Genomic DNA, 25,247 nt, shown 5'->3' with positions numbered 1-25,247 from the left:
ACGATGACCCAGCGCTCGCTCGACCGCCTGCTCAGACCTCAAACGATCGCTGTGTTCGGCGGTCGCGAGGCGCATCGGGTTATCGAGCAGTGCGACCGAATGGGGTTCGGTGGAGACGTCTGGCCCGTCCATCCAAAACTCGAAGAGGTTCATGGACGGCGCTGTTATCGTTCGATCCTGGAACTGCCCGCTGTGCCAGATGCCGCTTTCGTCGGCGTCAACAGGATGCTGACACTCGAGATCGTCAGAGATCTTGCTGCAAGAGGAGCAGGCGGTGCGGTCTGTTACGCATCGGGCTTCAGCGAGGCGGCCGGCGAATTGGCCGACGGTGCCGATCTTCAAGGACGCCTGCTGGAGGCGGCAGGCGACATGCCGATCCTCGGGCCGAACTGCTATGGCCTGATCAACGCTCTTGATGGCGCATTGCTCTGGCCCGACCAGCATGGGATGCAACGTGTCGACCGCGGCGTTGCAATTCTTACGCAGTCTTCAAATATTGCGCTCAACCTGACCATGCAGACGCGCGGCCTGCCCATCGCCTATCTGGTCACGGTCGGCAACCAGGCGCAGACGTCGCTTTCTAACGTCGCCTACGCGCTGCTCGAGGACCCTCGCGTCACCGCGGTCGGGCTTCACGTAGAGGGTTTCGGGAGCCTGCCTGCGCTCCAGGAGCTCGCGCGACGAGCACGCGAGCTGAAAAAGCCGGTCGTTGCACTGAAGGTCGGGAAATCCGAGCAGGCGAAACGAGCGACGGTTTCTCATACAGCTTCGCTTTCCGGCAGCGACGCGGTCGCCGATGCCGTTCTTGGCCGTCTGGGGATCGGCCGTGTCGGCTCATTGCCGGAATTGCTGGAAACGCTAAAACTCCTGCATGTTGCCGGACCACTTACCGGTAATGCGATTTCCTCGATGAGCTGTTCAGGTGGTGAAGCGTCGCTGATGGCAGATGCCGCCGTCGGTCGTGCCGTGGAATTTCGCGCCTTGCGGCCTGGACAGCTGGCGCCGCTTCGCCTCGCGCTCGGAGAAATGGTCACCCTTTCCAATCCCTTGGACTACCACACATTTGCGTGGGGCGATCTCGCTCGCCAGACGCAGGCTTTTACGGCAATGTTTAAGGGCGGCTACGCGCTCAATCTCGTCGTGCTCGATTTCCCGCGGACCGACCGATGCGATGCTACCGACTGGACGACGACGGTCGATGCGATCGTTGCCGCTTCAGCCTCCACCGGTGGGCTTGCAGGCGTTGTCGCGACGCTCCCCGAAAACATGCCTGAAGATCGTGCCGTCAGCCTGATGACGAGAGGCGTCGTGCCTTTTTGCGGCATCTTCGAAACGCTTGCGGCAACTGAAATCGCAAGCCGCATCGGCCGGGAATGGAGCGTTCCACCAGGGCCACGTCTGCTCGACGTGCCACAAGTCGAAGGCGAGATCGAAACGTTGGATGAGGCCAATGCAAAGGCGGCGCTCTCCACCTTTGGCGTTCCCGTCCCTGCCGGTTTCGTTGCGAATTCTCCGCAAGAGGCGATGGAGCGCTCGGACGCGCTCGGCTATCCCGTCGCGCTCAAGGGGCTCGCCATTGAGCACAAGACCGAGGCAGGTGCTGTGGCGCTCAACTTAAAGGACGCAACGGCGGTATTTGACGCAGCCATATCGATGAACGGCACCAAGGCCTTCCTGGTCGAAAAGATGGTGGAGCACAGCGTCGCGGAGCTGATCATTGGAGCAGCACGCGATCCTGTCTTCGGTTTGACGCTCACAGTCGGTTCGGGCGGAATTTTGGTGGAATTGCTTGAAGATTCCGCCATTTTGTCGCTCCCAACGACAAGAACAGCAATAACAGAGACGATTTCGCGTCTGAGGATCGGAAAATTGATCAACGGCTATCGTGGCCGCCCAAAAGGCGACCTCGAAGCGGTTGTCTTCGCTGTCGCAGCAGCGGCAGATTATGTCGTAAAGAATGCCGCGTGTCTGGAGGAACTGGACATTAATCCGTTGATGGTTCTTCCCGAAAACAAGGGCGTTGTCGCAGTCGACGCCCTTATACGGCGAAGGAGGTAGCAGAAGTTGAGCAGCTCCATTCGCACGAGACGCGACGGCGGCATTTTCGAGGTCATCATCGACCGGCCGAAAGCGAACGCCATCGATCTTGCAACGAGCCGGGAGATGGGCGTTCTTTTCCGCGACTTCCGAGACGATTCAGCTTTGCGCGTAGCCATCATTTCCGGAGCCGGCGAAAAATTCTTTTCCGCAGGCTGGGATCTCAAGGCGGCAGCGGCGGGCGATGCCGTCGATGGCGACTACGGCATCGGAGGCTTCGGCGGGATGCAGGAACTGCGCGATCTGAACAAGCCGATCATCTGTGCGGTCAACGGCATCTGTTGCGGCGGCGGACTGGAAATTGCCCTTTCGGCGGATTTGATCGTCGCGGCTGAACATGCGACCTTTGCGCTGCCGGAAATCCGCTCGGGAACGGTTGCGGATGCAGCTTCCGTCAAGCTTCCCAAGCGCATCCCCTACCATATCGCAATGGACATGCTCCTGACCGGACGCTGGCTCGATGTTCACGAGGCCCATCGCTGGGGCTTCGTTAACGAGGTCGTCGCGGCCGGCAAATTGATGGACCGTGCGTGGGAACTTGGCCGGCTGCTCGAAAGCGGACCGCCGCTTGTCTATGCCGCAATCAAGGAAATCGTGCGCGAAGCGGAGGGAACAACGTTTCAGACTGCCATGAACAAGATCACCAAACGGCAGCTTGCAACGGTCGATGCCCTCTATTCGAGCGACGACCAATTGGAAGGCGCGCGGGCTTTCGCGGAGAAGCGAACCCCAAAGTGGAAAGGAAAGTGACGCGGCGGCGGCAACCGCCTTTTTCCCGCATGATCTCGGGCCGGCGCAGCTGGAAGAGGAAACCGCATGCCGCCAATTGCCCGAAAGTTCTGTCAACGCATCAAGAAGAAGGAACAGGGGAATGAACGGCTATACGAAATATCTCACAAGTCGCGTAACTACCGGTGGACTGAGCCGCCGTGAATTCATCGGGCGTGCCATGGCAGCAGGCATCACGCTGGCTGTTGCCGATAAACTCTTCACCGAAAGCGCACAGGCAGCGGAGCCGAAGCGTGGCGGTCATCTGAAGCTCGGCCTCGAAGGCGGGGCGGCAACCGATTCCAAGGATCCAGCAAAATTCCTGTCGCAGTTCATGTTCTGCGTCGGCCGCTGCTGGGGCGATATGCTGGTTGAATCCGATCCGCTGACGGGGGCTGCAGTCCCTGCGCTTGCCGAATCCTGGGAGCCGTCGAAGGATGCGGCGACCTGGACCTTCAAGATCCGCAAGGGCGTCAAATTCCACGACGGCAAGGAATTGACAATCGACGACGTCGTCGCGACGCTGAAGCGCCACACGGACGCCAAGTCCGAATCCGGCGCCCTTGGCGTGCTGGGATCGATCAAGGATATCAAGGCGGATGGCGGCAATCTCGTGTTGACGCTCAGCGAAGGCAATGCAGATATGCCACTGCTGCTCACCGACTATCATCTGGTGATCCAGCCAAATGGTGGCAATGACGATCCGCTCGCCTCGATCGGCACCGGCCCCTACAAGCTGACGAGCTTCGAGCCGGGTGTGCGCGCAACTTTCGAGAAGAACAAGGACGACTGGCGTTCCGACCGTGGTTATGTCGATTCTATCGAAATCATCGGCATGAATGATGCTACCGCCCGTATCGCAGCGCTGTCATCCGGCCAGGTGCATTACATCAATCGCGTCGATCCGAAGACGGTCGATCTTTTGAAGCGAGCACCGAACGTGGAGATTCTGTCGACCTCCGGCCGCGGCCACTACGTCTTCATCATGCATTGCGATACCGCGCCATTCGACAACAATGACCTGCGCCTTGCCCTGAAATACGCCATGGATCGTGAAACCATGGTCAAGAAGATCCTTGGCGGTTATGGCAAGGTTGGCAACGATTTCCCGATCAACAATACCTATGCGCTGTTTCCCGAGGGCATCGAGCAACGTGCGTATGATCCCGACAAGGCGGCATTCCACTACAAGAAGTCCGGTCACAGCGGCTCTGTTTTGTTGCGCACCTCCGAGGTGGCCTTCCCGGGTGGGGTCGATGCGGCCGTTCTCTATCAGGAAAGCTGCAAGAAGGCGGGCATCGAGATCGAGGTCAAGCGTGAGCCCGGCGACGGTTATTGGACCAACGTCTGGAACGTCCAGCCGTTCTCGACGTCCTATTGGGGCGGGCGGCCGACGCAGGACCAGATGTACTCCACCGCCTATCTGTCGACAGCCGACTGGAACGACACACGCTTCAAGCGTCCCGATTTCGACAAGCTGCTGTTGCAGGCGCGCGCCGAACTCGATGAGACCAGGCGCAAGGACATGTACCGGACGATGGCGATGATGGTGCGTGACGAAGGCGGGCTCATCCTGCCGATGTTCAACGACTTCGTGAATGCTTCCACCAAGCAGGTAAAAGGCTATGTTCACGATATCGGCAACGACATGTCGAACGGTTACGTCGCGACCCGCGTCTGGCTGGACGCCTAGCACGTGAAGGGGCTAACGCCCCTCATCTCTAATGCAGCCAGGACCGTGGGAATCATCCCGCGGTCCTCCCGACGTTTCAGCACGAGGCCTTTGCCATGTCCAATCCTCCGTCAGGTCACGTCTTGCCCGGCCTGAGGTTCAAGCAGCGTTTTCCTCTGCTTGCCCTTGTTCTCGAGCGCTTCGTGCTCAGCATCGTCCTGCTCTTTGCCGTCTCCGTCGTGATTTTCGGAGGCTTGGAAGCGCTGCCCGGCGATTTCGCGACAACCTATCTCGGCCAGTCAGCAACCCCTCAAGCCGTCGCCAATATCCGTCAGGAACTCGGGCTGAACCGTCCGGTAACGACGCGCTATTTCGAATGGCTCGGCGATGCCCTGCGCGGTGACTTCGGCTCGTCGTGGGCCAGTAAAAATTCCGTCGGCGAGCAGATCGGCAAGCGTCTTGGCAATTCACTCTTCCTTGCCGGCTTTGCTGCGGTCATCTCGGTACCGCTTGCCGTCGGTCTCGGTATGTTCGCCGTCCATTTCCGCAACCGTCTGCCGGACAAGATCATCAACATCATCTCGCTGGCGGCGATTTCGCTGCCGGAATTCTTCATCGGCTATCTCCTGATCCTTTTCTTCGCCGTCAAATTCGGCGTGGCGACCTTTCCGGCGACCGTCTATGACAGCATGAGCCTCGTCGACCGACTGAAGGCGATCGCGCTTCCCACGGCGACCCTCGTTCTCGTCGTCCTGGCGCATATGATGCGAATGACGCGCGCGGCCATCCTTTCCGTTATGTCTTCAGCCTATATGGAAACTGCCGAGCTCAAGGGCCTCGGTGCCTTCCGATCAATCGTCAAGCATGCAGCCCCCAACGCGCTAGCGCCGATCATCAACGTGGTGGCGCTCAACCTTGCCTATCTCGTCGTCGGCGTCGTGGTTGTCGAGGTCGTCTTCGTCTATCCCGGCATGGGTCAGTATATGGTCGACGCCGTCACGGTCCGCGACATGCCGGTCGTGCAGGCCTGCGGCCTCATCTTCGCTGCCGTCTATATCTTCCTGAACATGGTGGCCGACATCCTCGCCATCATCGCCAATCCGCGACTGAGGCACCCGCGATGAGATTGCGAAACGTCCCCATCACGGCCTGGATCGGTATGGTCGGCATTGCAGCCGCCTTCACCTGTGCGATCTTTGCGCCCTTGCTTGCCCCCTATGGCGAAACGGAAGTGGTCGGCAACGTCTGGCAGATAGCCGATGGCCAGTATTTCTTTGGGCTCGACAATCTCGGCCGCGACATTCTATCCCGTCTGATCTTTGGCGCCCGCACGACGCTGTTTGTCGCCCTCGCCGCGACGATCATCTCCTTTTCGCTCGGCATCATCTTGAGCTTCACAGCGGCCGTCTCGCGCGGATGGGTCGATATGGTCTTCTCACGATTCAACGATCTGATGATGTCGATCCCGATGCTGATCTTCGCGCTCGTCGTTCTCGCCGTGTTGCCACAGAACCTGATCGTGCTGATTCTCGTCATGGCGATTCTCGATTCCACCCGCGTTTACCGTCTCGGTCGGGCGGTCGCGCTTGATGTCGCCGTCATGGAATTCGTCGAAGCAGCGAAATTGCGCGGCGAAGGCAAGACCTGGATCATCTTCCGCGAGATCCTGCCAAATACGCTGACACCCTTGCTTGCCGAATTTGGCTTGCGCTTTGCCTTCTCGATCCTGTTCTTGTCGACGCTTTCTTTCCTCGGTCTCGGCATTCAGCCGCCGGCTGCCGATTGGGGCGGCATGGTCAAGGATAACAAGGACGGCATCATCTTCGGGATTTCCGCAGCCCTTGTTCCCGGTTCGGCGATCGCAGCCCTTGCCGTCTGCGTCAATCTCGTCGTGGACTGGTTGTTGAAACGTACGTCCAGCCTCAAGGGAGGGCGCGGCGATGCCTGAGCTTCTTTCCGTCCGCAATCTGAAAATCGAAGCGACCAGCTATCCCCCCGGCGAGCCGCCGAAGCGCGTGACGATCGTCGATGACGTGTCCTTCGACCTGAAAAGGGGCAAGGTCCTTGGCCTCATCGGCGAATCGGGCGCAGGCAAATCGACGATCGGGCTTTCGGCCCTGGCCTATGGGCGAGGCGGCGCCGAAATTACAGGCGGCGAGGTTCGTCTTGACGGCCAGAATATTCTCGCACTCAACAGGGACGGTATCCGCCGGATCCGCGGTGCGCGCGTCTGCTACGTCGCACAGTCGGCGGCAGCCGCTTTCAATCCCGCGCACCGGCTTGGCGATCAGGTCATCGAGGCCTCGGTGAAACATGGACTCATGACCAAAGAGGAAGCGAGGGAAAGGGCAATGTACCTGTTTCGGGTGCTTGGCCTGCCGAATCCCGAGACCTTTGGAGATCGCTTTCCCCATCAGGTATCCGGCGGCCAGCTGCAGCGCGCCATGACGGCCATGGCGCTCTGCCCCAATCCCGAACTCATCGTCTTTGACGAGCCGACGACAGCGCTTGACGTCACAACCCAGATCGATGTCCTTGCCGCTATCAAGAATGCGATCGAAAAGACACGCACCGCAGCACTCTATATCACCCACGACCTCGCCGTGGTCGCTCAGATTTCCGACGACATCATGGTGCTGCGCTATGGAAAGCAGGTCGAGTACGGCAGCGTACAGCAGATCATCGAGGCGCCGCGGCAAGAGTATACGCGTGCCCTCGTCAATGTGCGTCAGGCTGCTCGAGAAGAAGCACCCGACCAATCAGATACGCTCTTGAAGGTCGACCATGTCAGCGCTGAATATTCCAACGGCTTCAAGGTACTGCACGATGTCTCGCTGCATGTTCCAAAGGGCCAGACGCTTGCCGTCGTCGGCGAATCCGGTTCCGGAAAGTCGACGCTTGCGCGCGTCATCACCGGTCTTCTGCCGCCGAGCGAGGGCAAGGTGACTTTCAACGGCAATGCTTTGACGTCGAATGTCAAAAGTCGCTCGCATGACGATCTGAGGCGCATCCAGCTGATCTACCAGATGGCCGACACGGCGATGAACCCGCGCCAGACCGTGCGCGACATCATCGGCCGGCCACTTACGTTCTATTACGGCCTGCGCGGGGCGGCCAAGATCGCTCGGGTCAAGGAACTTCTCGATCAGATCGAGATGGGCAACGGCTTCATCGATCGCTACCCGGCGGAGCTTTCAGGGGGGCAGAAGCAACGCGTCGCCATTGCCCGGGCACTTGCCGCAAAACCGGAACTCATTCTCTGTGACGAGCCTACGTCAGCGCTCGATCCGCTGGTCGCGGAAGGCATCCTGAACCTTCTTCTGCGGCTGCAGGAAGATACGCAGCTTTCCTACATCTTCATCACCCACGATATCGCCATCGTGCGGGCGATCGCCGACAGCGTTGCAGTGATGCATCGCGGCAAGCTCGTCCGCTTCGGACCAAAATCCAAGGTGCTCTCCCCGCCATTCGACGACTATACCGATCTCTTGCTCAAATCCGTACCTGAGATGGAGATCGGCTGGCTTGAGCGGGTGCTCACCACACGCAGGATGGAGAGCGCCGGCAACTGAATTCAGGAGGCGGATTGTTCCCATCGGTTCACCATTCCTCCGCATCTTGCTCACCAGGACACCATGACCGAACGCGGCTTCACGACCATCGAAAACCATTGGATCGCCCTGAAGGACGGTACAAAGCTTGCAGCGCGCATCTGGATGCCTGACGAGGCGGTGGCCGATCCCGTCCCGGCAGTCTTCGAGTTCTTGCCTTACCGCAAGCGCGACGGAACCAGCCTTCGTGATGAATCGACCTATCCCGTCTTCGCCGCTGCGGGCATTGCAGGGGTGCGCGTCGACATCAGAGGCTCAGGCGAATCCGACGATGTCATTGACGGGGAATATACCGAGCTCGAACTCGCCAATGCCTGTGAACTGATCGACTGGATCGCTGCTCAGCCCTGGTCGAACGGTTCTGTCGGCATGATGGGTATCTCCTGGGGCGGTTTCAACAGTCTTCAGGTCGCAGCCCTTCGCCCGCCGGCTCTTAAAGCGATCATCTCGATCGCTTCGACGGTCGATCGTTTTAACGATGACATCCATTACAAGAACGGATGTCATCTTTCGGCTCAGCTTTCCTGGGCCGCGACCATGCTCGGTTATCAATCACGCCCGCCGGATCCTGCAATCGTCGGCGACCGCTGGAAGGAAATGTGGCTTAAGCGCCTTAAGAGCGAACCCTTCTTCATGGAAGAGTGGCTCAAGCATCAGCGCAAGGATGACTTCTGGCGACATGGTTCGATTTCGGAAGATTTTTCCCGCGTCGACATTCCCGCACTTGTGATCGCCGGTTGGGCCGATGGCTACCGCAACACGCCGCTGATGGCGGTGGAAGGTCTCGGCGGCAAGGCGAAGGCGCTCATCGGGCCTTGGGTTCACAAATACCCGCATTTCGCCTGGCCAAAACCACGCACCGACTTTCACGGAGAGGCAATCGCCTGGTGGAACCGCTGGCTGCGTGGCGACAAAAACGGCGCCGATGCGCTGCCGCAGGTGCGCGCCTATATCCTCGACGCCATCCGGCCAGCGCCGCGCCGCGATTTCGACCCCGGCTTCTGGATCGCCAAGCATGTCTGGGAGCCGCCAAAGATGCAGTGCTTTTATGTCGAGCAATTCGGCCGGCTGACCGAGGGGATGCCGATCCCCCAGGCGCCGGAGCATCCCGCCTATCTCCGTTCACCGCTCGATACCGGCACTGCCTCAGGCGAATATTTCACGCTGAAGCCGGATGCGGAGATGGCTCTCGACCAGCGCGGCGACGATGCGGGCTCTCTCGTTTTCGAGACCGTGCCGATTGCCGAGGATCATGACTATCTCGGCCGGCCGGAACTCACTCTCTCCCTTCGCTCAGAGGCGGCGACCGCCAATCTTTGCGTGCGCCTGGTCGATGTTCATCCCGATGGGACAGCGACACGCATCTCGTTCGGCGTGCTCAACCTTGCTCATCGCGACAGCAATGCCAGGCCGCAACCGCTGAAGACGGGAGAACGGACCACGGTGCGCGTCGTCCTTGATGCATGCGGCTATCGCCTCCGCCGGGGTCACCGCATCCGCCTTTCACTCTCGACTGCCTATTGGCCGCTGATACTGCCGCCTCCGCAAGACGCTGGCATGAGCATCGATATTGCCTCGATCGGCCTTGCACTTCCCAGACTCGGCGACCATCAACAGATCGAGATGAAGGCGCCCGACGATGCTGATCCACTGCCGAAGTATATCGAGCACGCTCCTGCTGCCACGAAAAGACAGGTCGTCCGTGACCTCAGCGCCAATTTTACCCATTATCAGATCCATGAGGACACCGGTCTTTTCGAGCATCCCGGGACCGGGCTTTCGACACGGCAGTTGAGGCAGGAAGTCTGGTCGATCGCACCCGACGATCCTCTCTCGATGACCGGCACCTCCACGTGGACATGCGACATGCAGCGCCCCGGCTGGTCTGTGCGCACCGTGTCGACGGCCAGGATCTCCTGCACAAAGACGAGTTGGACGATCAGCGCCGTTGTTACGGCCTATGAAGGCGAGACTGAGGTCTTTGAAAAGATCTTCGCAGAAAAGCAGATCCCGCGGGATCTGATGTAATGTCATGCTGCAGCAAAACGGCTGGCGGCCTCGCATACTGCCCGAAAGCCGAGGCGGGCTCCTTCGCTCATATGACGCGCTCTGAGCCAGGCGTGCACCAATTGCGGCTCTTCGCGGAACCAGACCTCCACACCGGCCTTCGCAAGCTTTGCCGCGTAGTGGCGGCCATCGTCGCGCAGCGGATCGAAATGAGCGACGGTGATGAAGGCGGGCGGCAGCTCCGCAAACGAGGCGGCGGCAAGGGGTTCGGCGACAGGATCGCCTGGCGGAGCCTTCAGGCTTGTGCGGTAATAGGCGACGTCCGACGTTCTCAGCCCCGGTGCATTTTCCATTTCACTGTAGGAACCGGATACAAGGTCTCCACCAAGCGTCGGATAGATCAGCACCTGGCCAGCAATGCCGAGCAAGCGCTGCTGCCGGGCTCTGATCGCCAATCCAGCAGCAAGATTGCCGCCCGCACTGTCGCCGATCAGCACGATCTGCCTGCCCGAGACGAGCAGGTGTTTCAACACCTCGAAACAATCATCCGTTTGCGCCGGCCATCGATATTCGGGCGCAAGGCGATAATCGACCGAGATTAGCTCGGCACCTGCAAAATCAGCAATCTCGGCGCAGATCGCGTGATGGCTCTCAAGCGATCCCACCACAAAGCCGCCGCCATGCAGATAAAGCAGGACAGTTTGTGTCCTGATCGCCTGCGGCCGATAATGCCGTGTCGCTATCTTGTCGAGAACGAGGGCATCCTCAGTCGTCAGTCCCTCAGGCAGGGGCTGGTCGAAACGCGCACAAAGAGCATCGTACCATTGCCTTTGCTGGGAAATGGGAGCCGCCACCGCATCAGCGGGATAGAAGCTGTCACAGATTGCGAGGAACTGCAAAATCCCTGTCTCTGTCGGCATCGGCTGCTGCACAGGCATACCTCTTCTTGGTCGACGTTGCGTCCGTTTTTGCTCTCGTAAAATCCGCCTGATCGGCCTTGTGCTGGAATTCCTAAACCCGGTGGATCAGCGTGCGCCCGATGAATTTCGGCGGCTCGCCGCGCAAGACGAGTGACGTTGTTACGGCTCCGAACCGCGCGATCGAATCCACGATCGCCTCGAGATCTCCCGGTGACGGAACCAGAACCTTCAGGAAAAAGCAGTCCTCTCCCGTCAGCCGCAGCACTTCTATGACATGCGGCATTTCGGAAAATTGCTTCAGACATGCGCGGATGTGCTCGTGCGTCGTGCGAAGGCGCACGACCGCCATCATTCCCAATCCCAGCCGGGCGGCATCGATACGTGCTCCGTATCCGGCGATGATGCCACGTTCTTCCAGCCGCTTTACCCTCTCCGACGTCGCCGGTTGAGACAACCCAATCTTGCGTCCAAGTTCCGAAATCGCAATCCTTCCGTCCTCCTGCAATGCTTCAATGATGGCGATATCGGTCGGATCGAGCAGGAAGCGGCCGTTTTGGGCAGGTGTCATGCTTTGACCTTTAGTTCATCGGAAATCGGATGTGTTTTCCGATGATTGCCTATTCCAGAGACAGATGGAAGACGCCATCTTCCCGGCATGAAAGGAGAACGCATGGCCGACATCATCATTCTGCCCGGTATTGGAGGATCAGGGGAGACACATTGGCAAACGCATTGGGAGCGGACAAATCCCCGAGCGATCCGTTTTCAACCGAAGAGCTGGGATAAGCCGGATTTACCGGACTGGGCCGCAGCGCTGGAGCGAACCGTCGCCGCGACGAAGAATGCACCGCTGCTGGTGGCCCACAGTCTCGCGTGCCTTCTGATCGTCCATTGGCAGCGCGTTTCTTCTCTTCCCGTGGCAGGCGCCTTTCTTGTGGCGGTTCCCGATCCACAGTCCGATGCCTTTCCAGCGGAGGCTGCTGGTTTCGCCGGCCCACCTGAAGGCAAGCTCCGTTTTCCCTCTCTCGTCATTGCAAGTTCCGACGATCCTTATGGCAAGATTGAATATGCCCGCATGCGGGCGGCTGAATGGGGCAGCCAGATTGTCGAGGTTGGAGCAGTCGGCCATATCAACGGCCGCAGTGGGCTTGAGGACTGGCCGGGTGGGCTAGCCCTGCTCCAGGCCTTTGCCGCGAGCATTTCCGAGAGAGCATGAGCAAGCGACGCGAGTGAACTATTTCGTGTAGAGCGCCCGCGAGCGTTCGAGATGCTTCAGAACCGCAGCCTCAGCACCATCGGCGTCGTTTGCGGCAAGCCGCTCAAGGATTTCCTCGTGCTCGACCAGTGTAAGCTTTTCCTTACCGGTCCAGATGAGCATTTCGGTGTGATATTCCTTTAGCCATGCCAGCATTGCCTCACTCACTGCGACGAATATCGGATTGCCGGAAATCTGAGCGATGCGCGTATGAAACTGCATATCCGCGGCGATGAATTCTTCTGCATGTCCCAATGCGCGGCGCTGGCGGTCGATAATGTCGCGAAGCTCGTCGACGTCGCTCTGCTTGGTACGTTGAGCGGCCTCCCGCGCCATGCCCCGTTCGAAGAAAATTCGGGCGCTCTTCAGATGCTCCAGAGAATCGGCCGACTGGGACAGCATGATCTTCGCGGTCAAATCGACCTGACGGAAGATCGATCGAGCCGTCAGTTGCAGTACCTTGGCTCGTTCACCATGGGAAATGTTCACGAGCCCCTTATTGGCAAGTGACTGCATCGCTTCGCGGATTGCAGGACGACCAACGCCAAAGCGCTCCATGAGAACGCGTTCGGACGGCATTTCATCGCCAGGCTGAAGTTCGCCTGACGTAATCATCCGCTCGAGTCGATCAAACACTTCGTCGGACAGTTTCCGGCGGACGATTTGTTCGATGGGTTGTGTCATGAGATCTCGCTGGCTCAAAATGTTTCCTCCTACCATCTTCCATGCCGAGAACAAAGCTCAGCCTGAAATTCGCGCATCGAAAGATTCCACTTTTCATCGATTGGAATACTCATTATACCAGATCATAAGTCGACGCCATGACAATCGTTTGCGACGAAAGGAGCACCCTGCACGTCATGATGATTACGCTGACCTACCGCATCGAGACGCCTGGGAGCGTCGAATCAATGGCGGAGAAGATCGCAAGCGACCAGTCGACCGGAACCTTCGTGCCCGTTCCGGGTGAAACCGAGGAGTTGAAATCGCGTGTCGCCGCCCGAGTGCTGGCGATCCGCCGCCTCGGCGATGCAGGCCGTCCAACATGGCCGGAGGTTGGCCCCGGCACTCTGCTCCACCGCGCCGATGTCGACATCGCCTTTCCGCTGGACGCGATCGGCACAGATCTTTCGGCCCTGATGACCATCGCGATCGGCGGCGTCTATTCCATCAAGGGCATGACCGGCATTCGCATCGTCGACATGAAGCTGCCGGACGCCTTCAAGGGCGCCCATCCGGGACCGCAGTTCGGCATTCACGGAAGTCGCCGCCTGACCGGAGTGGAAGCCCGTCCGATCATCGGAACGATCGTCAAGCCAGCCCTTGGCCTGCGGCCGCACGAAACGGCGGAGCTTGTCGGCGAACTCATCAAATCCGGCGTCGACTTCATCAAGGATGACGAGAAGCTGATGAGCCCGGCCTATTCGCCGCTCCAGGATCGTGTCGCAGCGATCATGCCGCGTATTCTGGACCACGAACAGAAGACCGGCAAGAAGGTCATGTATGCATTCGGCATCTCGCATGCCGACCCCGACGAAATGATGCGCAACCACGACATCGTCGCCAAGGCCGGCGGCAACTGCGCCGTCGTCAACATCAACTCGATCGGCTTCGGCGGTATGAGTTTTCTTCGAAAGCGGTCCAATCTGGTGCTGCATGCGCATCGCAACGGTTGGGACGTGCTGACGCGCAACCCTGGCGCCGGCATGGACTTCAAGGTCTACCAGCAATTCTGGCGACTGCTCGGCGTCGACCAGTTCCAGATCAACGGCATCCGGGCAAAATACTGGGAACCGGACGAAAGCTTCATCGCATCGTTCAAGGCCGTCACCACGCCGCTCTTCGACGCCTCCGACTGCCCGCTTCCAGTTGCTGGATCCGGTCAGTGGGGAGGACAGGCGCCGGAGACCTACCAACGAACCGGCCGTACCACCGACCTTCTCTACCTTTGCGGCGGCGGCATCGTCAGTCATCCCGGCGGACCGGCGGCCGGCGTTCGGGCGGTACAGCAGGCCTGGCAGGCCGCAATCGCCGACATACCATTGGAGGCCTACGCCAAGGATCACCCGGAGCTTGCGGCTTCCATTGCAAAGTTCAGCGAAGGAAAAGGCGCCTGATCGCGATGGACAAGCTTCTCGTCAGCTATTACGGCGATGACTTTACCGGCTCCACCGATGTCATGGAAGCCTTGGCGTCGAACGGCATTGCGACTGCGCTGTTTCTCGACATCCCTACGCCCGAAATACTTGCCCGCTTCAAGGGTTGCCAGGCGATCGGCATTGCGGGAACAAGCCGCAGCGAGACACCCGCATGGATGCAACAGCACCTGACGCCCGCTTTCGAATGGCTGAAGTCGCTGGGCGCCGAGATATGCCACTACAAGGTCTGCTCGACCTTCGATTCCAGTGCTGAGATCGGCAGCATCGGCAAGGCGATCGAAATCGGCCGGACGACGTTCGCTCAGTCCGTTGTGCCTGTCATCGTTGGTGCGCCGCAATTGAAGCGTTATACCGCCTTCGGCAACCTTTTTGCCGCCTACCAGGGCCGTATCTATCGCATCGACCGGCACCCGGTGATGAACTGCCATCCGGTGACTCCGATGGATGAGGCCGACCTTGCCGTCCACCTGGCAAAGCAGACCCGCATTCCCGTTGCAGTCGCCGATCTGGTTGCGCTCACATCGGCAAACGCCGACGCGCGTATCGACGAACTCGCGTCGGTTTCAGACGGGATTGTGCTCATCGATGTCGAATCCGAGGCGACGCAGGTGGCCGCAGGTAAACAGCTCCTCCGTCTTACCAGCAAATCCTCGAGTTTCGTTGCCGGCTCGTCAGGCGTCGAATACGCGCTTATCAGTGCCTGGCGGCGAAACGGCGTTATCGGCAAAAGCAGCATCGAGTTTGCCGATGTCGGCCCGGTTGACCGCCTCGCCGTCGTATCCGGCAGCGTATCTGCGACGACCGAGCGCCAAATTCGAAATGCGGTCCATGACGGCTTTGAAAGCATTGCACTCGACCCTCTTGCACTGGTGTCGGAAGATAGCCAACGCTCGGCGGATGAAGCGGTACAGGCCGGCACTCGAAAGCTGAGAGAGGGAAAGAGCGTCATATTCCATACCGCCCTTGGCCCCTCGGCGAACGTTGGCATCCACATCGACATGGTCCCGGGCGCTCGTCACAAGCTCGGAAGTGTGCTCGGCTCGGTCTTGCGCCGTTTGATCGAGAGCGAAGGGCTTTCGCGTGCGGTCATTGCCGGTGGCGATACCTCCAGTCATGCACTCAGGCAGTTGAAGATCGACGCTCTGACGACGCTTCTTCCGCTTCCCCACACACCGGGTTCTCCGCTTTGCCTCGCGCATGGCAGCTATGAGCCGACGAATGGCCTGCAGATCGCTCTTAAGGGCGGCCAGGTCGGATCCGACGGCTATTTCGCGCAGATCCGCGATGGAAGGAAGAACTGAGATCAGCATCTCGGTCGGCACCAGCTTTGATGAACAAGACCGTCGACGAAGCGCTCGCCTTCGCGCGCCGCCTCGCCGATGGGGTCCCGTGAACGTGGCATTTCGCATCCAGCAGTTCGTCATCTCTTCCTTCGCCGCCATTCGCAAGGTCGGCGCCCAGCACGTCGCAATTCGATCCTTCTGGCCGCCCTTCGGCTGAAAATGGTGCGGCGATTGATCGCCTCGACAAAGAAAACCACGTCGCGATGTTTATTTGGTGATATGGTGATTGACTCATTATACCAGTATATGATCCTATCAGACTGAGGACAGGTGAGGAAAATATGACTAGAATTGCCCTATTCGGCGCAGGCGGAAAAATGGGATATCGGCTTGCCAAGAACCTCAAGGGTTCGCGTTTCGACGTGCGCCATGTTGAGGTTAGCGACGCCGGTAAAGTCCGACTGAAGAATGACCTCAATCTCGAATGCATGCCGGTCGATGCCGCCCTTGATGGCGCCGATGTGGTCATCCTTGCCGTGCCGGACACGGCGATCGGAAAAGTCGCGGCAGGCATCGTCGACAAGCTCAAGCCCGGCACCATGGTCGTGGCCCTGGACGCTGCAGCTCCCTTTGCCGGTCATCTGCCAAAGCGCGACGATCTCACCTATTTTGTCACCCATCCCTGCCATCCGCCAATCTTCAATGACGAGACGGAGATGCAGGCAAAGAAGGACCATTTCGGGGGATTGTTCGCCAAGCAGCACATTGTCTCGGCGCTGATGCAGGGACCAGAAAGCGCATACGCGCTCGGCGAGGAGATCGCCAAGGTCATCTGGGCGCCCGTCATGCGCTCGCACCGGGTTACGGTCGACCAACTTGCAATGCTCGAACCTGGCTTGTCGGAAACCGTCTGCGCATCGCTGCTCGTCGTCATGCGACAGGCCATGGACGAATGCGTCGCGCGCGGCGTGCCTGAGCAAGCTGCCCGCGACTTCCTGCTCGGCCATATGAACGTGCTCGGCGCGGTCATCTTCAAGGAAGTTGACGGCGTGTTTTCGGATGCCTGCAACAAGGCGATCGAGTTCGGCATCCCTGCGCTGATGCGCGAAGACTGGAAGAAGGTATTCGAACCACAGGAGATCGCCGAAAGCATCCGGCGTATCACCTGAACTGGCTTGGGGAGGCATCGCCTCCCCTCAACCGCCCCAAGGGAGACGGGGGGTTATTCACACTCGGGAGGAGAAAATGAGACTAACACGTAAATTGACAATAGCGGCCTTCGCCAGCGCACTGGCGCTCGCAACGGCCATTCCGGCATATTCGGCCGACCTTATCGCCATCATCACGCCGGCCCATGACAATCCCTTCTTCAAGGCCGAAGCCGTCGGAGCTGAGGCCAAGGCAAAGGAACTTGGCTACGAGGCCCTCGTCATGACACATGACGATGATGCCAACAAGCAGTCCGAAATGATTGACACCGCAATCGGGAGGGGCGCCAAGGCCATCATCCTCGACAATGCCGGTGCAGACGCCTCTGTCGCGGCCGTCAAGAAGGCCAAGGATGCGGGCATCCCCTCTTTCCTGATCGACCGCGAAATCAACGCGACGGGGGTCGCCGTTGCCCAGATCGTTTCCAACAACTACCAGGGCGCCCAGCTTGGCGCGCAGGAGTTCGTCAAGTTGATGGGCGAAAAGGGCAATTATGTCGAGCTCGTGGGCAAGGAATCCGACACCAATGCCGGCATCCGCTCCCAAGGATACCATGACGTTATCGACGACTATCCGGACCTGAAACTGGTCGCCAAGCAGTCGGCGAACTGGAGCCAGACGGAGGCCTATTCGAAGATGGAGACAATCCTCCAGGCCAATCCCGACATCAAGGGCGTGATTTCGGGCAACGACACGATGGCCATGGGCGCGATCGCAGCCCTCCAGGCTGCCGGTCGCAAGGACGTGATCGTCGTGGGCTTTGACGGTTCCAACGATGTCCGCGACTCCATCAAATCCGGCGGCATCAAGGCGACCGTGCTGCAGCCGGCCTATGCCCAGGCGCAATTGGCCGTCGAACAGGCAGACGCCTACATCAAGAACAAGATGACACCCAAAGAAGAAAAGCAGCTCATGGACTGCGTTCTCGTTAACGCCGACAACGCTGACAAGCTCGAGACCTTCGCGCTTACGAACTAACCGCAGCCGTGTCCTGCAAAGGGCGCAGCACTGCGCCCTTTGCGGTGCATATTGTATGACGTCGAGGTTCATTGCATGTTGAGAATGAAGGGCGCTCTGCTCGCTGCTGTCGTGGCGGCGGCCTTGCCCGGTTGCAAGATCATCAAGACGCCGACCGCAGAGGAAAAGGCGGCAGCAGCGGCCAAGACCGCCTTCGACCCGAATGCGAAGGTCGAGGCAATCTGGCAGCCCCAGGTCGTACCCTATTTCGAGAAGCGCGCAGGCGAACTGAAGGACGTCTTGCAGCTGGCCACCTCCACTCCAGACCAGGCGGGGGAGAGATATGGCAACCCACGCAAGCAGAGCAGCTCGCCATGGACCTATGCGGTGAAATTCACCGGCAAGGTCGTTGCCGCCGACACGGCATCGCGTGCAGCAACGCTCGATGTCGACGCCAATGGCGACGGAAAGGCCGATGCAAAGGTCCAGATCGGGCCGGCTCTGCGCGGCACCGCGTTACGCGACACGCTCGACTTCGTCAATTTCAACGAATTCAAGAACCAGATCGAGTGGGCGCAGTTTGGCAAGGCGTTCAACGAGAAGGCCAATACCGCCTTCCTGTCCGCTATCGCCCGCGAGGGCCTGACCGGCAAGACAGTGACCGTCATCGGGGCCTTCCCTTTGCCAAACAGCGGGCAGCTTCCACTTGTCACGCCTTGCCGACTGACGGTGGCATCATGACGGCGAGCGCCACACCGAAGGACGACATTATCCTGCGCCTCGACGACGTGTCGAAGGTCTATTCCGGCATCGTCGCGGTCAAGCGCGCCAACATCGAGCTGCACCGAGGTGCCGTTAACGTGCTGGTCGGCGAAAACGGCGCGGGCAAATCGACGCTGATGAAGATCATCGCCGGGGTCGAGCGCCCGACACTCGGCCGCATCATCCTGGATGGTGAGCCGGTCTCGTTCGCCAGCCCGGCCGATGCGCAAGCTTACGGAATCGGCATGATCTTTCAAGAACTCAATCTCTTCGCCAACATGTCGGTCGCGGAGAACATCTTCGTCACTCGCGAGATCACACGCGGCCTGTTCGGCATCGACCACAAGGCACAGGCTGCGAAAGCCAATGAATTTCTGAAGCGTCTGGATGCCGGAATCGAGGCCGAAGCGATGGTCGAGGATCTGCCGATTGGCCAGCAGCAGCTCGTCGAAATCGCCAAGGCGATGTCGCTGAATGCGCGTATCCTGATCATGGACGAACCAACCTCAGCCCTCTCGGCCGCCGAAGTCCAAGTCCTCTTTAAGGTGATTGCGGAGTTGAAGGCTCAAGGGGTGGCGATCGTCTACATTTCACACCGGCTTGAAGAGCTGATGCGCATCGGCGATTTCATCACTGTGCTGCGCGACGGCCAGATTACCGGCCAGGCGATGGTTCGCGATATCGATACACGCTGGATCGTGCGCTCCATGATCGGCTCTGACGCCAAGGATTTCGCAAAATCGGCAGATCACGCCGTCGGAGACGAGGTCTTCCGGGCCGAAAACATCAGCCTGCCGCGACCGACGGGCGGGCTTGCGGTCGACAACGTCTCGCTTTCCGTCAAAGCGGGTGAAATTCTCGGCATCTATGGTCTCATGGGCGCCGGGCGCAGCGAATTCTTCGAATGCGTGATCGGCCGTCACCTGCACTCGACGGGCAAGATCTTCATCGAAGGCAAGGAAGTGCGCGCCCGCGATACCACCAGGCGTATCCGCCGCGGCCTTGCGCTCATTCCGGAAGACCGGCAGCGAGAGGGACTGGTCCAGGTGCTCTCCATCGCCTCCAACCTGACCTTGGCAAGCCTTGGTCGCTTTACCCGCCTCTTCCATATCGACAGCGGCGCCGAGAAGAAGGCCATTCGCGATGCCATCCGGGACCTTTCGATCAAGGCGCCTAACCCGGATTTTGAAGTGACCTCGATGTCGGGCGGCAACCAGCAGAAGGTGGTCATCGGCAAGGCGCTGATGACTAACCCAAAAGTGCTTTTGATGGACGAGCCAAGCCGCGGCATCGATGTCGGCGCCAAGGCCGATGTCTTCCGCACCATGCGCCGGTTGGCGGCAAACGGGCTCGCCATTCTGTTTTCGACTTCTGACCTCGAAGAGGTCATGGCGCTTTCCGATCGCATCGCGGTCTTGAGCAACGGCCAACTGGTGGCCGTTTTCGATCGCAGCGAGGCAAAGGAAGAAGCCATCGTCCAGGCTTCAGCCAAGGGACATGGACATCAAGGGAAACACGCGTCATGACGGCCGCTACTTCATCCACCTCATCGCCGGCGAGCGCGAACGGCTCTTTCCTCCTGACGCTGATGAAGCTCAGAACCTTCATCGCGCTCTTTGCCGTCATCGTCTTCTTCGCGATCTTCGCACCGAACTTCACCTCGACCGCGAACATGATCCTGATGTCAAAACACGTCGCGCTCAATGCCTTCCTGGCGATGGGCATGACGTTCGTCATCATCACCGGCGGCATCGACCTGTCGGTCGGATCGATCGTCGGGCTTTGCGGCATGGTCGCCGGCGGTTTGATCCTCTACGGCATCGAGCTGCCAATCGGCTACACCATCTATTTCAACCTTTTCGAGATCGTTTTGATCACGCTCTCGATTGGTCTCATCATCGGTCTCATCAACGGGCTGCTTATTACGAAGCTCAACGTTGCCCCGTTCATTGCGACGCTCGGCACCCTGTATATCGCCCGCGGTCTCGCGCTGCTTTCCTCAGACGGCCAGACATTTCCGAACCTTGTCGGCCGGCCTGAATATGCCACGACCGGCTTCGACTTCTTTGGCGCAGGTCGGGTGCTCGGCTTGCCGGTATCGATCTGGATCCTCATCGCGCTCGCCTTGCTTGCAGCTTATGTCGCGCGCTCCACGCCGATCGGCCGTCATATCTTCGCCGTCGGTGGCAACGAGCGCGCAGCACGCATGTCGGGGATCCGCGTCGATCTCGTGAAGACCTTCGTTTATATGTTCTCGGGCCTTTGCGCGGCCATCGTCGGCGTCGTCATCTCATCGGAACTTATGGCCGCGCATCCGGCGACGGGTGAGAGCTTCGAACTCAACGCGATCGCTGCGGCGGTTCTTGGCGGAACATCGATGTCGGGCGGCCGCGGGACGATCGGCGGAACGATTATTGGCGCCTTCGTCATAGGCATCCTGTCGGACGGGCTGGTGATGATGGGCGTCTCGTCCTTCTGGCAGATGGTCATCAAGGGACTGGTGATTATCATTGCCGTGGTTGTCGATCAGGCCCAGCGTCGGCTGCAGCAACGCGTTACTCTCATGCAGATGGCAAAGGCGGGTTGAAATGACCGAATTGAAAGGTGCATTGATCGGCTGCGGCTTTTTTTCGATCAACCAGATGCACGCATGGAACGATGTCGAAGGCGCCAGGATCGTCGCGATCTGCGACCGCGATCCGGCAAGGTTGAAGGTCGTCGGAGATCAGTTCGGCATCGATTGCCGCTATAGCGATGCCGAAGCACTGTTTGCAGACGGCGGTTTCGATTTCGTCGATATTGCCACGACGGTGGAAAGCCACCGCGCCCTTGTGGAAATGGCGGCCCGGCACAAGGTGCCGGCCATCTGCCAGAAGCCGTTTGCCAAGACGCTTTCGGACGCAAAGATCATGGTCGAGACGTGCCATAATGCCGGCGTAGCGCTGATGGTGCACGAGAATTTCCGCTGGCAGACGCCGATCCAGGCGGTTCGAAAGGCGCTGGAGGAGGGCGCAATCGGCACACCCTTCTGGGGACGTTTCTCCTTCCGCTCCGGCTATGACGTCTTTTCGGGACAGCCGTATCTGGCAGAAGGTGAGCGGTTCATCATCGAGGACCTCGGCATCCATGCACTCGACATTGCGCGTTACATCCTCGGCGACGTTTCGGCAATCACGGCTCGCACGACGCGGGTCAATCCCAAGATTAAGGGCGAGGACGTCGCGACGATCCTGCTTGACCACAAAAACGGCGCCACATCGGTCGTCGACGTCAGTTACGCCACGAAACTCTCGAGCGAACCGTTCCCCGAGACGTTGGTCGAGCTTGACGGATCAATGGGCACGATCCGGCTCACCCAAGGTTACAGCCTCAAAGTGAACAACGCGCGGGGCACCACGACCACGAATGTGTCTCCGAAGCTGCTGCCCTGGGCGTCACGGCCCTGGCATAACATTCAGGAGAGCGTGTACGCGATCCAGCAACACTGGGTCGACCAGTTGAAGCGCGGCATGGCCCACTCGACCTCCGGCGCCGACAATCTGAGGACATTCGCACTCGTCGAGGGAGCCTATGAAAGTGCAGCGACCGGTCAGACGATCGATGTCGGAGCTATGCTGCAATGACGCTCGATCCATTTCTGCTCTACGGCACCCGTCTCGTCGAACCGAAGCCGGTCCGACTGCGTGCCGGAAAACTGGAGGCCGATCTTGCCAATGGCAGCCTCCGCACCATTCGCTATGACGGAACCGAGGTGCTGAGAGCAATCTCCTACCTTGTGCGCGACCGGGACTGGGGCACCTACAGCCCGGAGATCTCCGACCTCAAGATCAGCCAGAAGGGTGATCGTTTCGAGGTCGGCTACCGGGCTCAATGCGAGGGACCGCAGAACACGACGCTCCTCATCGACGTTCGCATCGCTGGAAGCACCGACCGGCTCGATTTCGCGGCCGAAGTTGTCTCAAAAACAGGCTTCGAGACCAACCGCTGCGGCTTCTGCATCCTGCATCCGATCGTCGGAATAGCCGGAACGCGGGCTGCCGTCGAGCACGTCGACGGCAGGATCGTCGCGACAAGGTTTCCCGATTTAGTCGAGCCGTGGCAACCGTTCAAGGACATGCGCGCCATCAGCCATGACGTCATGCCTGGCGTCAAGGCGGAATGCAGGATGGAGGGCGACACCTTTGAAATGGAAGACCAGAGAAACTGGTCGGATGCCTCATTCAAGACTTACGTCAGACCACTCGCCCTTCCGTGGCCCTATGCAATTGCGGAAAATCAGCCTGTCCGGCAGAAAGCATCGCTCATCATCACGGACGGCCGCCGTGCGCGACGCCCCTTGGCCGCGGCCTTCGGCAAAACTATAAAACTCAAGCTCGGGACGCGGACCGGGACGATGCCGGCAATCGGTCTAATCATTACACCCGAGGAAGCTGATGCGACGCTCTCGGCAAAGACGACACTATCGGAAATCGCTCCCCAGGAACTCCTCTTCCATTTCGATCCTGGTTCTGGACATGGCGTCGAAGCGCTCAACCGGTTCGCCGCAATCGCCGCCATTCACCGCGGACGCTCGACGCTGGAGATCGCACTTCCCTGCAAGCAATCCCCAGCATTCGAGGCGGCCAAGATTGCCCGACAGATGCAGTCGGCGGAATTCAACCCGGATGCGATCATGATCTCACCCTCGGTCGACCGGCAATCAACGCCGCCCGGCAGCAAATGGCCAGACTGCCCACCTCTTGAAGAGGTCTACGCGGGAGCCCGCTCGGCTTTTTCGGGTATTCGCATCGGCGGCGGCATGCTGAGCTATTTTACCGAACTCAACCGCAAGCAGGTACCGGACGGACCGCTTGACTTCATCAGCCACTGCACCAACCCCATCGTGCATGCGGCCGACGATCTCAGCGTCATGCAGACATTGGAGTCCCTGCCCTTCATCACCCGCTCCGTGCGGGCCATCTACGGCCGGAAACCCTACCGGATCGGCCCGTCGACCATCGCGATGCGACAGAACCCCTATGGCAGCCGCACGATGGACAATCCGTCGGGTGCACGCATCCCCATGGCCAGCCGCGACCCGCGCCATAACGGACGTTTCGCGGAGGCCTTTGCACTTGGTTACGCCATCCGAGTGCTGGATGCCGATCTCGAATGCCTGACCCTATCGGCGTTGACCGGTTCGTCTGGCTTGATCGCCGGTCCGACTGAACCGATCCAGGAAGGCGGCCGGCGCCCGTTGTTCAATACGGTGCGGACGCTGTCTGCATTGGCTGGTTCATCCTGGCAGGAGTGCCTGTCCTCCTCCCCCTCGAAGGTCCTGGCATTTGTCGTTAACGGCACCACAGGGGCAAGCCTTCACATTGTCAACCTGACGGGCTGCGAACAAACCATCGATCGTGGCGCGTGCACGAGTGTGTCAGGAGATGCGAGCGCAATCCTTCAACTCGCCCCCCTCGCGACAGCGGTCTTTCCACTCGCCGATTGACCTTCAGCCTGGCAGCTGCATCTATGACATCGTGCCTGGATCAGGGGAGGATCGGCGTGAAGACCAAGAAGCTTATCAATTCCGGTGCAAACGTCGTCGATGAGATGCTGCAAGGTGTCCTTGCGGCTCATCCGGACCATCTTTATGCGGCCGAGGGCATGCCACGGGCGATCATTGCCAAAAACGGACCGCGCCAAGGCAAGGTCGGGCTGGTCATCGGCGGCGGGTCCGGGCACGAACCGACATTCCTCGGTTTTGTCGGCAAAGGGCTCGCAGACGCTGCTGCGATAGGCAATGTATTCGCATCGCCGCCGCCCGATCCCATTATCGCGTGTGCCAAAGCCGTCGACGGCGGTGCCGGTGTTCTTTTCATGTATGGCAATTACGCCGGCGACGTCATGAACTTCGATATGGCCGCCGAAATGCTTGCCTTAGACGACATAGAAGTGCGGACCGTTCTGACGACGGACGACGTTGCCTCGGCCCCTTCGGACCAAATTCACAAGCGACGCGGCGTGGCGGGCAACGTTTTCATATTCAAGGCCGCTGGTGCGGCATGCGATCTGCTTTATTCCCTCGACGACGTCGAGCGCGCCGCCCGGCACGCCAATTCGCGGACCTACACGATGGGCGTCGCGCTCTCGCCGTGTTCGCTGCCTCAGACGCTTAGACCGAACTTCCTGATCGGCGAAGACGAGATGGAGATCGGGATGGGAATTCACGGAGAGCCCGGCGTGGCCCGCGGGCCGCTGAAAACGGCCGACGAGGTGACCGACGAACTCATGGACAGCATTCTTCGGGAGATGAATGCCAGTCCCGGCGATCGTGTCGCAGTCCTGGTCAACTCTTTGGGTTCGACGCCGATGATGGAACTCTACATCATGATGCGTCGCGTGAAGTCCCGGCTTGATGACACCGGAATTGTCGTCCACACATCACTCGTCGGAAACTACTGCACGTCGCTTGAGATGGCCGGCGCCTCGATCACCGTCATGCACCTTGATGGGGAGCTTCAGCGCTTGATCGACCATCCCTGCGATTGCGCCATGTTTACGAGGTGAC

The 25,247-nt window shown here is 59.6% G+C and carries 21 protein-coding genes; 18 read left to right on the top strand and 3 right to left on the bottom strand.

Going from position 1 to position 25,247, the window contains the following annotated elements; translation table 11 throughout:
- The first annotated feature begins 3 nt into the window (after window positions 1-3).
- The 7 genes from BLP23_RS15945 (at window position 4) to BLP23_RS15915 (ending at window position 10,176) form a co-directional block, all read left to right on the top strand.
- Window positions 4-2,058, top strand: a complete 2,055-nt coding sequence (locus BLP23_RS15945) for an acetate--CoA ligase family protein (protein WP_092585769.1) — start codon at window positions 4-6, stop codon at window positions 2,056-2,058.
- A 6-nt stretch (window positions 2,059-2,064) separates the two neighbouring features.
- Window positions 2,065-2,847: a carnitinyl-CoA dehydratase gene (locus tag BLP23_RS15940; protein ID WP_092585768.1), complete on the top strand. Its 783-nt coding sequence runs from the start codon at window positions 2,065-2,067 to the stop codon at window positions 2,845-2,847.
- A 121-nt stretch (window positions 2,848-2,968) separates the two neighbouring features.
- On the top strand, window positions 2,969-4,558 hold the full coding sequence (locus tag BLP23_RS15935; protein ID WP_092585767.1) for an ABC transporter substrate-binding protein: 1,590 nt from the start codon (window positions 2,969-2,971) through the stop codon (window positions 4,556-4,558).
- A gap of 95 nt (window positions 4,559-4,653) precedes the next feature.
- Window positions 4,654-5,661 carry an ABC transporter permease gene (locus BLP23_RS15930; RefSeq protein WP_092585766.1) on the top strand — a complete coding sequence of 336 codons (1,008 nt, stop codon included), beginning with the start codon at window positions 4,654-4,656 and terminating at the stop codon, window positions 5,659-5,661.
- The gene (locus BLP23_RS15925) at window positions 5,658-6,485 is read left to right on the top strand and encodes an ABC transporter permease (RefSeq protein WP_092585765.1); all 828 of its coding nucleotides are present in this window, start codon (window positions 5,658-5,660) and stop codon (window positions 6,483-6,485) included. Before BLP23_RS15930 ends, BLP23_RS15925 begins: the two co-directional genes overlap by 4 nt.
- Complete coding sequence (locus tag BLP23_RS15920) at window positions 6,478-8,109, top strand: ABC transporter ATP-binding protein (RefSeq protein WP_092585764.1); 1,632 nt, start codon at window positions 6,478-6,480, stop codon at window positions 8,107-8,109. The genes BLP23_RS15925 and BLP23_RS15920 overlap by 8 nt, the downstream gene beginning before the upstream one ends.
- Window positions 8,110-8,172: 63 nt before the next feature.
- A complete protein-coding gene (locus BLP23_RS15915) occupies window positions 8,173-10,176 on the top strand; it encodes a CocE/NonD family hydrolase (protein ID WP_092585763.1) in 2,004 nt (667 codons plus the stop codon).
- Between the two features lie 2 nt (window positions 10,177-10,178).
- Here BLP23_RS15915 and BLP23_RS15910 read toward each other — a convergent pair whose 3' ends face one another.
- Complete coding sequence (locus BLP23_RS15910; protein WP_092585762.1) at window positions 10,179-11,093, bottom strand: alpha/beta hydrolase; 915 nt, start codon at window positions 11,091-11,093, stop codon at window positions 10,179-10,181.
- A gap of 73 nt (window positions 11,094-11,166) precedes the next feature.
- Entirely contained in the window at window positions 11,167-11,643 is a 477-nt protein-coding gene (locus BLP23_RS15905; protein WP_092585761.1) for an Lrp/AsnC family transcriptional regulator, read from the bottom strand.
- Window positions 11,644-11,745: 102 nt separating this feature from the next.
- Between BLP23_RS15905 and BLP23_RS15900 the strand changes: the two genes are divergently transcribed.
- Window positions 11,746-12,291: an RBBP9/YdeN family alpha/beta hydrolase gene (locus BLP23_RS15900; RefSeq protein ID WP_092585760.1), complete on the top strand. Its 546-nt coding sequence runs from the start codon at window positions 11,746-11,748 to the stop codon at window positions 12,289-12,291.
- A gap of 18 nt (window positions 12,292-12,309) precedes the next feature.
- On the opposite strand, the gene BLP23_RS15895 is transcribed toward BLP23_RS15900, so the two are convergent.
- Window positions 12,310-13,014: a transcriptional regulator NanR gene (locus BLP23_RS15895; protein ID WP_022712742.1), complete on the bottom strand. Its 705-nt coding sequence runs from the start codon at window positions 13,012-13,014 to the stop codon at window positions 12,310-12,312.
- A gap of 176 nt (window positions 13,015-13,190) precedes the next feature.
- On the opposite strand from BLP23_RS15895, the gene oiaX reads away from it, so the two are divergent.
- From oiaX to BLP23_RS15840, 10 genes are all read left to right on the top strand, one after another.
- The gene (gene oiaX, locus BLP23_RS15890; protein WP_092586105.1) at window positions 13,191-14,447 is read left to right on the top strand and encodes a 3-oxo-isoapionate-4-phosphate decarboxylase OiaX; all 1,257 of its coding nucleotides are present in this window, start codon (window positions 13,191-13,193) and stop codon (window positions 14,445-14,447) included.
- Between the two features lie 5 nt (window positions 14,448-14,452).
- Window positions 14,453-15,790 (top strand): four-carbon acid sugar kinase family protein, encoded by a 1,338-nt coding sequence (locus BLP23_RS15885; protein WP_092585759.1) that lies wholly within the window; start codon window positions 14,453-14,455, stop codon window positions 15,788-15,790.
- A gap of 323 nt (window positions 15,791-16,113) precedes the next feature.
- Entirely contained in the window at window positions 16,114-16,941 is an 828-nt protein-coding gene (locus BLP23_RS15875; protein ID WP_092585757.1) for a phosphogluconate dehydrogenase C-terminal domain-containing protein, read from the top strand.
- 76 nt (window positions 16,942-17,017) lie between these two features.
- The gene (locus BLP23_RS15870) at window positions 17,018-17,959 is read left to right on the top strand and encodes a D-ribose ABC transporter substrate-binding protein (RefSeq protein WP_092585756.1); all 942 of its coding nucleotides are present in this window, start codon (window positions 17,018-17,020) and stop codon (window positions 17,957-17,959) included.
- Between the two features lie 75 nt (window positions 17,960-18,034).
- Window positions 18,035-18,679: a DUF2291 family protein gene (locus BLP23_RS15865; RefSeq protein WP_092585755.1), complete on the top strand. Its 645-nt coding sequence runs from the start codon at window positions 18,035-18,037 to the stop codon at window positions 18,677-18,679.
- The gene (locus tag BLP23_RS15860; protein WP_092586104.1) at window positions 18,676-20,226 is read left to right on the top strand and encodes a sugar ABC transporter ATP-binding protein; all 1,551 of its coding nucleotides are present in this window, start codon (window positions 18,676-18,678) and stop codon (window positions 20,224-20,226) included. Before BLP23_RS15865 ends, BLP23_RS15860 begins: the two co-directional genes overlap by 4 nt.
- Window positions 20,223-21,287, top strand: a complete 1,065-nt coding sequence (locus tag BLP23_RS15855) for an ABC transporter permease (RefSeq protein WP_092585754.1) — start codon at window positions 20,223-20,225, stop codon at window positions 21,285-21,287. The genes BLP23_RS15860 and BLP23_RS15855 overlap by 4 nt, the downstream gene beginning before the upstream one ends.
- Before the next feature lies 1 nt (window position 21,288).
- The gene (locus BLP23_RS15850) at window positions 21,289-22,323 is read left to right on the top strand and encodes a Gfo/Idh/MocA family protein (RefSeq protein WP_092585753.1); all 1,035 of its coding nucleotides are present in this window, start codon (window positions 21,289-21,291) and stop codon (window positions 22,321-22,323) included.
- On the top strand, window positions 22,320-24,185 hold the full coding sequence (gene apnL, locus BLP23_RS15845; protein ID WP_092585752.1) for a D-apionate lactonase: 1,866 nt from the start codon (window positions 22,320-22,322) through the stop codon (window positions 24,183-24,185). Before BLP23_RS15850 ends, apnL begins: the two co-directional genes overlap by 4 nt.
- Window positions 24,186-24,241: 56 nt before the next feature.
- Window positions 24,242-25,246 (top strand): dihydroxyacetone kinase subunit DhaK, encoded by a 1,005-nt coding sequence (locus tag BLP23_RS15840; protein WP_092585751.1) that lies wholly within the window; start codon window positions 24,242-24,244, stop codon window positions 25,244-25,246.
- Window position 25,247 lies beyond the last annotated feature (1 nt).

Origin of the sequence: Rhizobium mongolense subsp. loessense, assembly GCF_900099775.1 — a bacterium.
GTDB classification, from domain to species: domain Bacteria; phylum Pseudomonadota; class Alphaproteobacteria; order Rhizobiales; family Rhizobiaceae; genus Rhizobium; species Rhizobium loessense.
Note: the sequence above shows the minus strand (reverse complement) of the source record. Positions and strands in the feature narration are given on the sequence as shown.